This window comes from Citrobacter sp. Cb004 (assembly GCF_030337065.1).
Taxonomy (GTDB): Bacteria; Pseudomonadota; Gammaproteobacteria; order Enterobacterales; family Enterobacteriaceae; genus Citrobacter; species Citrobacter braakii.
In genome coordinates, this window is the sequence record NZ_JAOWCH010000067.1 from 154422 (window position 1) to 161752 (window position 7331).

The window sequence follows — 7331 nt, forward strand, 5'->3', positions numbered from 1 at the left end:
TTTGGAGCGGGAAACGAGACTCGAACTCGCGACCCCGACCTTGGCAAGGTCGTGCTCTACCAACTGAGCTATTCCCGCAAATTTGTACTGCTTTTGCTGCTGCCGTAACGTGTAATTCTCTGTCGTTACGGGAGGCGCATTATACGAGAAATCCGTTTAGCTGCAACCCCCCTAAAAGCGATTTTTTCGTTTTTCTGTTTAAGTGCTGAATTTATCGGCAAGTCGTCTAATTTAGCGACAATCCAGCCTCAGTGCAAGCGCACAGGAACGATATTCGTAGGCCGGGTAAGCCACAGCGCCGTCCGGCCATCCACAAAATCAAAGCTTAATAAAATGTTCGCGATAGTAAGCAAGCTCAGCAACAGATTCACGAATATCGTCCATCGCCTGATGCGTTCCCTGCTTGGTGAAGCCAGCAAGAATTTCCGGCTTCCAACGACGCGCCAGCTCTTTCAGCGTACTGACGTCAAGATAGCGATAATGGAAATACGCCTCCAGCTCCGGCATGTATTTAAACAGGAAACGACGATCCTGACCGATGCTGTTGCCGCAGATAGGTGATTTCCCTTCTGGAACCCACTCTTTCAAAAAAGCCAGCGTAGCCAGTTCAGCTTCACGATCCCCCATGGTGCTCGCCTTCACGCGATCCACTAGCCCACTACCGGTATGCGTACGTACGTTCCAGTCATCCATTAATGCCAGCTGTTCGTCGGACTGGTGCACCGCAATTGTCGGCCCTTCAGCCAGAATATTCAGGTTGGCATCCGTCACCAGCGTGGCTATCTCAATTATGCGATCGCGCTCGGGATCCAGACCTGTCATCTCCAGATCGATCCAAATCAGGTTGTTTTCATTGGCACTCATGCTATTTTCCACCCTTCAGCGTCACATTCAGTGTGACTATATTCATCTAAAATTGCGTGTATCATAAATGTTTTGCCCATTATGGGCGACCAGGAGTCAGTCCGATTGAGTAAGAATAAACTCTCCAAAGGCCAACAGCGCCGTGTGAACGCCAATCACCAGCGTCGTCTGAAAACGTCCACGGAGAAGCCAGACTACGACGACAACCTGTTTGGCGAAACCGCTGAAGGCATCGTAATCAGCCGTTTTGGCATGCATGCCGACGTGGAATCTGCTGACGGTGAGATTCACCGCTGCAACATCCGCCGTACAATTCGCTCGCTGGTGACCGGCGATCGCGTTGTCTGGCGCCCGGGAAAAGCAGCAGCAGAAGGCGTGAATGTCAAAGGCATCGTTGAGGCGGTACACGAGCGTACCTCGGTACTGACACGTCCCGACTTTTACGACGGGGTGAAACCCATTGCCGCCAACATCAACCAGATCGTTATTGTCTCAGCCATCTTACCCGAGCTGTCACTCAATATTATCGACCGGTATCTGGTAGCCTGTGAAACGCTACACGTTGAACCAATTATCGTATTGAATAAGATCGATCTGCTGGATGACAAAGGCATGGCCTTTGTTAACGAACAGATGGATATTTATCGCCACATTGGCTATCGCGTGTTGATGGTATCAAGCCGCACGAAAGACGGCCTGAAACCGCTTGAAGAAGCATTAACCGATCGCATCAGCATTTTTGCCGGTCAGTCGGGCGTTGGTAAATCTAGCCTGCTCAATAATCTTCTCGGTCTGCAGGAAGAGATCCTGACCAACGATGTCTCCGACAACTCCGGCCTTGGACAGCACACCACCACTGCCTCTCGCCTGTATCATTTCCCGCACGGTGGCGACGTTATCGACTCCCCTGGCGTACGTGAGTTCGGGTTGTGGCATCTGGAGCCGGAACAAATCACACATGGTTTTGTCGAATTCCATGACTACCTGGGCCACTGCAAATACCGCGACTGCAAGCATGATACCGATCCAGGCTGCGCTATCCGTGAGGCCGTAGAAAAAGGGGCAATAGCTGAAACTCGGTTTGAAAATTATCACCGCATCCTGGAAAGCATGGCGCAGGTAAAAACACGTAAAAACTTTTCTGATACAGACAACTGACAACTAAGCTAAGCATCGCTAGAATCGTCCCCCTTTTTTCAGGATCCGGCCCGTATGCCGGATCGGGAACAAATTATGGCCTGGAGGCTACCTTGTTAAACTCATTTAAGCTTTCGCTACAATACATTCTGCCGAAACTATGGCTCACTCGCCTGGCGGGTTGGGGTGCGAGCAAACGAGCAGGATGGCTGACTAAACTGGTTATCGATCTGTTCGTGAAATATTACAAGGTCGATATGAAAGAGGCGCAAAAACCGGACACCGCCAGCTATCGCACCTTTAACGACTTCTTTGTTCGCCCACTGCGCGACGACGTTCGCCCGATTAACACCGATCCAAACGTACTGGTCATGCCTGCTGACGGCGTGATTAACCAGTTAGGAAACATCGAAGAAGACAAACTGCTGCAAGCCAAAGGGCACAGCTATACCCTTGAAGCACTGCTGGCCGGCAACTACCAGATGGCGGACAAATTCCGCAACGGTACGTTTGTGACCACTTACTTATCTCCACGCGATTACCACCGTGTACATATGCCGTGTAACGGTATCCTGCGTGAAATGATGTACGTGCCAGGCGATCTCTTCTCTGTAAATATCCTGACTGCGCAAAACGTTCCAAACCTGTTTGCACGCAACGAACGCGTAATCTGTCTGTTTGATACCGAATTTGGCCCGATGGTGCAGATTCTGGTCGGCGCGACCATCGTCGGCAGTATTGAAACCGCATGGGCTGGCACCATTACCCCACCGCGTGAAGGCGTCATCAAACGCTGGACCTGGCCGGAAGGCGAAAGCGAAGGGTCGGTGGCACTGCTGAAAGGTCAGGAAATGGGCCGCTTTAAGCTCGGTTCCACCGTTATCAACCTGTTCGCGCCTGGTAAAGTTAACCTGGTTGAGCAGTTACAGGACCTTTCTGTGACCAAAATCGGCCAGCCAATGGCCATCTCGACCGAGACATTCGTGACGCCAGAGGCAGAACCAGCCCCGCTTGCGAAAGAAGAAATCGAAGCAGAACACGACGCCAGCCCGCTGGTTGACGACAAAAAAGACGAAAGTTAAACATAGGAATCGCTGCTGTGCGCCTGATTATCACTTTTCTGATGGCCTGGTGCCTCAGCCTGGGGGCGTACGCTGCGACGGCCCCCGATGCCAAACAACTCACCCAGGAACTGGAGCAGGCAAAAGCGGCGAAACCTGCTCAGCCAGAAACCGTCGAGGCGCTCCAGTCCGCGCTGAATGCCCTCGAGGAGCGTAAAGGTTCTCTCGAGCGTGCCCAGCAATATCAGCAAGTTATTGATAACTTCCCCAAGCTGTCCGCAACATTACGCGCGCAGCTTAGCAACCTGCGCGACGAACCGCGCAATGTGCCAACCGGACTCACCACCGATGCGTTAAACCAAGAGATCCTCCAGGTCAGCAGCCAACTGTTGGAAAAGAGTCGTCAGGCCCAGCAGGAGCAGGATCGCGCCCGGGAAATCGCCGACTCGTTAAGCCAGCTTCCTCAACAGCAAACCGATGCCCGCCGCCAGCTAAATGAGCTTGAGCGACGTATTGGTACCGCCAACTCTAATCCCGCGCAGAATCAGGCGATGCAGGCTGAATCCGCCAAACTCAAAGCCCTGGTCGATGAACTGGAGCTGGCGCAGCTTTCCGCTAATAACCGCCAGGAGCTGGCGCGTATGCGCTCAGAGCTGGCGGAAAAACAGAGCCAGCAGCTCGATACTTACCTGCAGGCTTTGCGCAACCAGCTCAACAGTCAACGTCAGCGTGAGGCAGAGCGAGCGCTGGAAAGCACCGAACTATTGGCGGAAAACAGCGCGGGACTGCCGGAAGGTATTATCGACCAGTTCAAGGTTAACCGCGAACTGTCTCAGGCATTAAACCAGCAGGCGCAACGTATGGACCTGGTCGCCTCGCAACAGCGTCAAGCCGCCAGCCAAACGCTACAGGTGCGCCAGGCATTGAATACGCTGCGAGAGCAGTCTCAGTGGCTTGGGGTCTCAAATATGCTGGGAGAAGCACTGCGCGCGCAGGTATCCCGTTTACCGGAAATGCCCAAGCCTCAGCAGTTGGATACCGAAATGGCGCAGCTTCGCGTGCACCGTATGCGCTATGAGGATCTCCTCAACAAACAGCCGCAGTTGCGTCAGATTCATCAGGCCGATGGACAACCGCTGACCGCTGAACAGAGCAGCATTCTCAACGCCCAGTTACGCACCCAGCGTGAGCTGTTGAACTCTTTGTTACAGGGCGGCGATACGCTGATCCTTGAGCTGACCAAGCTCAAAGTCTCTAATAGCCAACTGGAAGATGCGCTAAAAGAGGTCAACGAAGCAACGCACCGTTATCTGTTCTGGACGTCGGACGTTAGCCCCATCTCCCTCTCCTGGCCTGTCGACATCGTCCAGGATCTGCGGCGTCTGATCTCATTAGATACGTTTAATCAGTTGGGCAAAGCCAGCATCATGATGCTGACCAGCAAAGAAACGCTGCTGCCGCTTTTCGCGGCATTGGTGCTGGTTGGCTTTAGCCTCTCTTCGCGCAAACACTTCACCCGTTTTCTGGAGCGTTCATCTGCGCGGGTCGGGAAAGTCACCCAGGACCACTTCTGGCTGACAATACGCACGGTGTTCTGGTCGATACTCGTCGCTTCTCCGTTGCCGGTGCTGTGGGCAACGCTCGGTTACGGATTGCAGGAAGCCTGGCCTTATCCACTGGCTGTCGCTATCGGCGATGGCGTTACCGCCACGGTGCCCATGCTGTGGGCAGTAATGATTTGCGCCACCTTTGCGCGTCCCAACGGTCTGTTCATTGCCCACTTTGGCTGGCCGCGTAACCGCGTCGCGAAAGCCATGCACTATTACCTGATGAGTATCGGGCTGATTGTGCCGCTGATCATGGCGGTGATTATGTTTGATAATCTCAATGACCGGGAATTCTCCGCCTCACTGGGGCGTCTGTGCTTTATTCTGATTTGCGGTGCGCTGGCGGTCGTGACCCTGAGCCTGAAACGCGCCGGGATACCGCTGTACCTCGATAAAGAAGGCAACAGCGATAACATGGTCAACAGCATGCTGTGGAATATGCTGATGGGCGCACCGCTGATTGCCATTCTCGCTGCGGCAGTGGGCTATCTCGCCACGTCGCAAGCTTTACTGGCGCGTCTGGAAACGTCCGTAGCTATCTGGTTCTTGTTACTGGTGGTGTATCACGTTATCCGCCGCTGGATGCTGATCCAGCGCCGCCGGCTGGCGTTTGACCGCGCCAAGCATCGACGTGCTGAAATGCTGGCGCAGCGCGCACGGGGTGAAGAAGAACCAGCGCATTCCACCAGCCTTGAAGGCACGATTGATGTTGATGAAAGCGAAGTGGATCTGGATGCTATCAGCGCGCAATCACTGCGCCTGGTGCGCTCTATCCTGATGCTTATCGCCCTGCTCTCGGTCATTGTGCTGTGGTCAGAAATTCATTCCGCTTTCGGCTTCCTGGAAAATATCTCGTTGTGGGATGTCACCTCCACGGTGCAGGGTGTGGAAAGTTTAGAGCCGATAACGCTGGGTGCAGTGCTTATCGCAATCCTGGTGTTTATCATCACTACCCAGTTAGTGCGCAACCTGCCCGCGCTGCTTGAGCTGGCGCTACTGCAACATCTCGATTTAACCCCCGGCACCGGTTACGCCATCACCACCATCACCAAGTACCTGCTGATGCTGATTGGCGGTCTGGTTGGCTTCTCAATGATCGGTATTGAGTGGTCCAAACTGCAATGGCTGGTAGCGGCTCTCGGTGTCGGTCTGGGCTTTGGTTTGCAGGAGATCTTCGCCAACTTTATTTCCGGCCTGATTATCCTGTTTGAAAAACCAATCCGCATTGGCGACACGGTGACGATTCGCGATCTTACCGGTAGCGTGACGAAAATTAATACCCGCGCCACGACCATCAGCGACTGGGACCGCAAAGAGATCATCGTCCCCAACAAAGCCTTTATCACCGAGCAGTTTATCAACTGGTCGTTATCGGATTCGGTCACCCGTGTGGTATTAACCATCCCGGCACCGTCGGAGGCTAACAGCGAGGAGGTTACGCAGATCCTGCTTACTGCCGCACAACGCTGCTCGCTGGTTATCGATAACCCGGCACCAGAAGTCTTCCTGGTTGACCTGCAGCAAGGGATTCAAATCTTCGAACTGCGTATTTATGCCGCTGAAATGGGGCATCGTATGCCGCTGCGCCACGAAATCCACCAGTTGATTCTGGCAGGCTTCCGCGAGCACGGTATCGATATGCCGTTCCCACCGTTCCAGATGCGTCTGGAGAGCCTCGGCGGTAAGCAAACGGGAAGAACCTTAAGTTCTGCGGGCAGAAGCAGTCGCCCGGCGGGGAGTTTGTAAGTCATGCCACAATAAGACGTGAGGTGTGCTTACACTACCCAGCGTCTTATTTACCAGCATAATTGATATCTAATGATAAAACGCCATAACCAAAAAAGCAGGAGAGCCGCCATGACAGAATATTGCCAGATACCGCGCTGTCTTCTCCGGTAATGACTCCAACTTATTGATAGTGTTTTATGTTCAGATAATGCCCGATGACTTTGTCATGCAGCTCCACCGATTTTGAGAACGACAGCGACTTCCGTCCCAGCCGTGCCAGGTGCTGCCTCAGATTCAGGTTATGCCGCTCAATTCGCTGCGTATATCGCTTGCTGATTACGTGCAGCTTTCCCTTCAGGCGGGATTCATACAGCGGCCAGCCATCCGTCATCCATATCACCACGTCAAAGGGTGACAGCAGGCTCATAAGACGCCCCAGCGTCGCCATAGTGCGTTCACCGAATACGTGCGCAACAACCGTCTTCCGGAGCCTGTCATACGCGTAAAACAGCCAGCGCTGGCGCGATTTAGCCCCGACGTATCCCCACTGTTCGTCCATTTCCGCGCAGACGATGACGTCACTGCCCGGCTGTATGCGCGAGGTTACCGACTGCGGCCTGAGTTTTTTAAATGGCGGAAAATCGTGTTGAGGCCAACGCCCATAATGCGGGCGGTTGCCCGGCATCCAACGCCATTCATGGCCATATCAATGATTTTCTGGTGCGTACCGGGTTGAGAAGCGGTGTAAGTGAACTGCAGTTGCCATGTTTTACGGCAGTGAGAGCAGAGATAGCGCTGATGTCCGGCAGTGCTTTTGCCGTTACGCACCACCCCGTCAGTAGCTGAACAGGAGGGACAGCTGATAGAAACAGAAGCCACTGGAGCACCTCAAAAACACCATCATACACTAAATCAGTAAGTTGGCAGCATCACC

Annotated in this window: 5 protein-coding genes and 1 tRNA gene; 3 read left to right on the forward strand and 3 right to left on the reverse strand. The window is 53.6% G+C overall.

Going from position 1 to position 7331, the window contains the following annotated elements; all coding sequences use genetic code 11:
- Positions 1–2: 2 nt before the first annotated feature.
- A tRNA-Gly gene (locus OGV65_RS19860) sits at positions 3–78 on the reverse strand.
- A 240-nt stretch (positions 79–318) separates the two neighbouring features.
- Positions 319–864 (reverse strand): oligoribonuclease, encoded by a 546-nt coding sequence (gene orn, locus OGV65_RS19865; protein WP_016151407.1) that lies wholly within the window; start codon positions 862–864, stop codon positions 319–321.
- A gap of 105 nt (positions 865–969) precedes the next feature.
- Between orn and rsgA the strand changes: the two genes are divergently transcribed.
- The 3 genes from rsgA (at position 970) to mscM (ending at position 6415) form a co-directional block, all read left to right on the forward strand.
- Positions 970–2022: a small ribosomal subunit biogenesis GTPase RsgA gene (gene rsgA / locus OGV65_RS19870; protein ID WP_286455363.1), complete on the forward strand. Its 1053-nt coding sequence runs from the start codon at positions 970–972 to the stop codon at positions 2020–2022.
- A 92-nt stretch (positions 2023–2114) separates the two neighbouring features.
- The gene (gene asd, locus OGV65_RS19875) at positions 2115–3083 is read left to right on the forward strand and encodes an archaetidylserine decarboxylase (RefSeq protein WP_016155504.1); all 969 of its coding nucleotides are present in this window, start codon (positions 2115–2117) and stop codon (positions 3081–3083) included.
- A 17-nt stretch (positions 3084–3100) separates the two neighbouring features.
- Positions 3101–6415, forward strand: coding sequence for a miniconductance mechanosensitive channel MscM (gene mscM, locus OGV65_RS19880; RefSeq protein ID WP_141876167.1), 3315 nt, complete (start codon positions 3101–3103; stop codon positions 6413–6415).
- Between the two features lie 163 nt (positions 6416–6578).
- Here the strand turns inward: mscM and OGV65_RS19885 are convergent.
- Positions 6579–7276 (reverse strand): IS1-like element IS1B family transposase gene (locus tag OGV65_RS19885; protein ID WP_095033700.1). Its coding sequence is split into 2 segments (ribosomal slippage): positions 6579–7027 and positions 7027–7276, totalling 699 coding nucleotides; the frame shifts between segments, so codons are not numbered across the junction.
- Positions 7277–7331 lie beyond the last annotated feature (55 nt).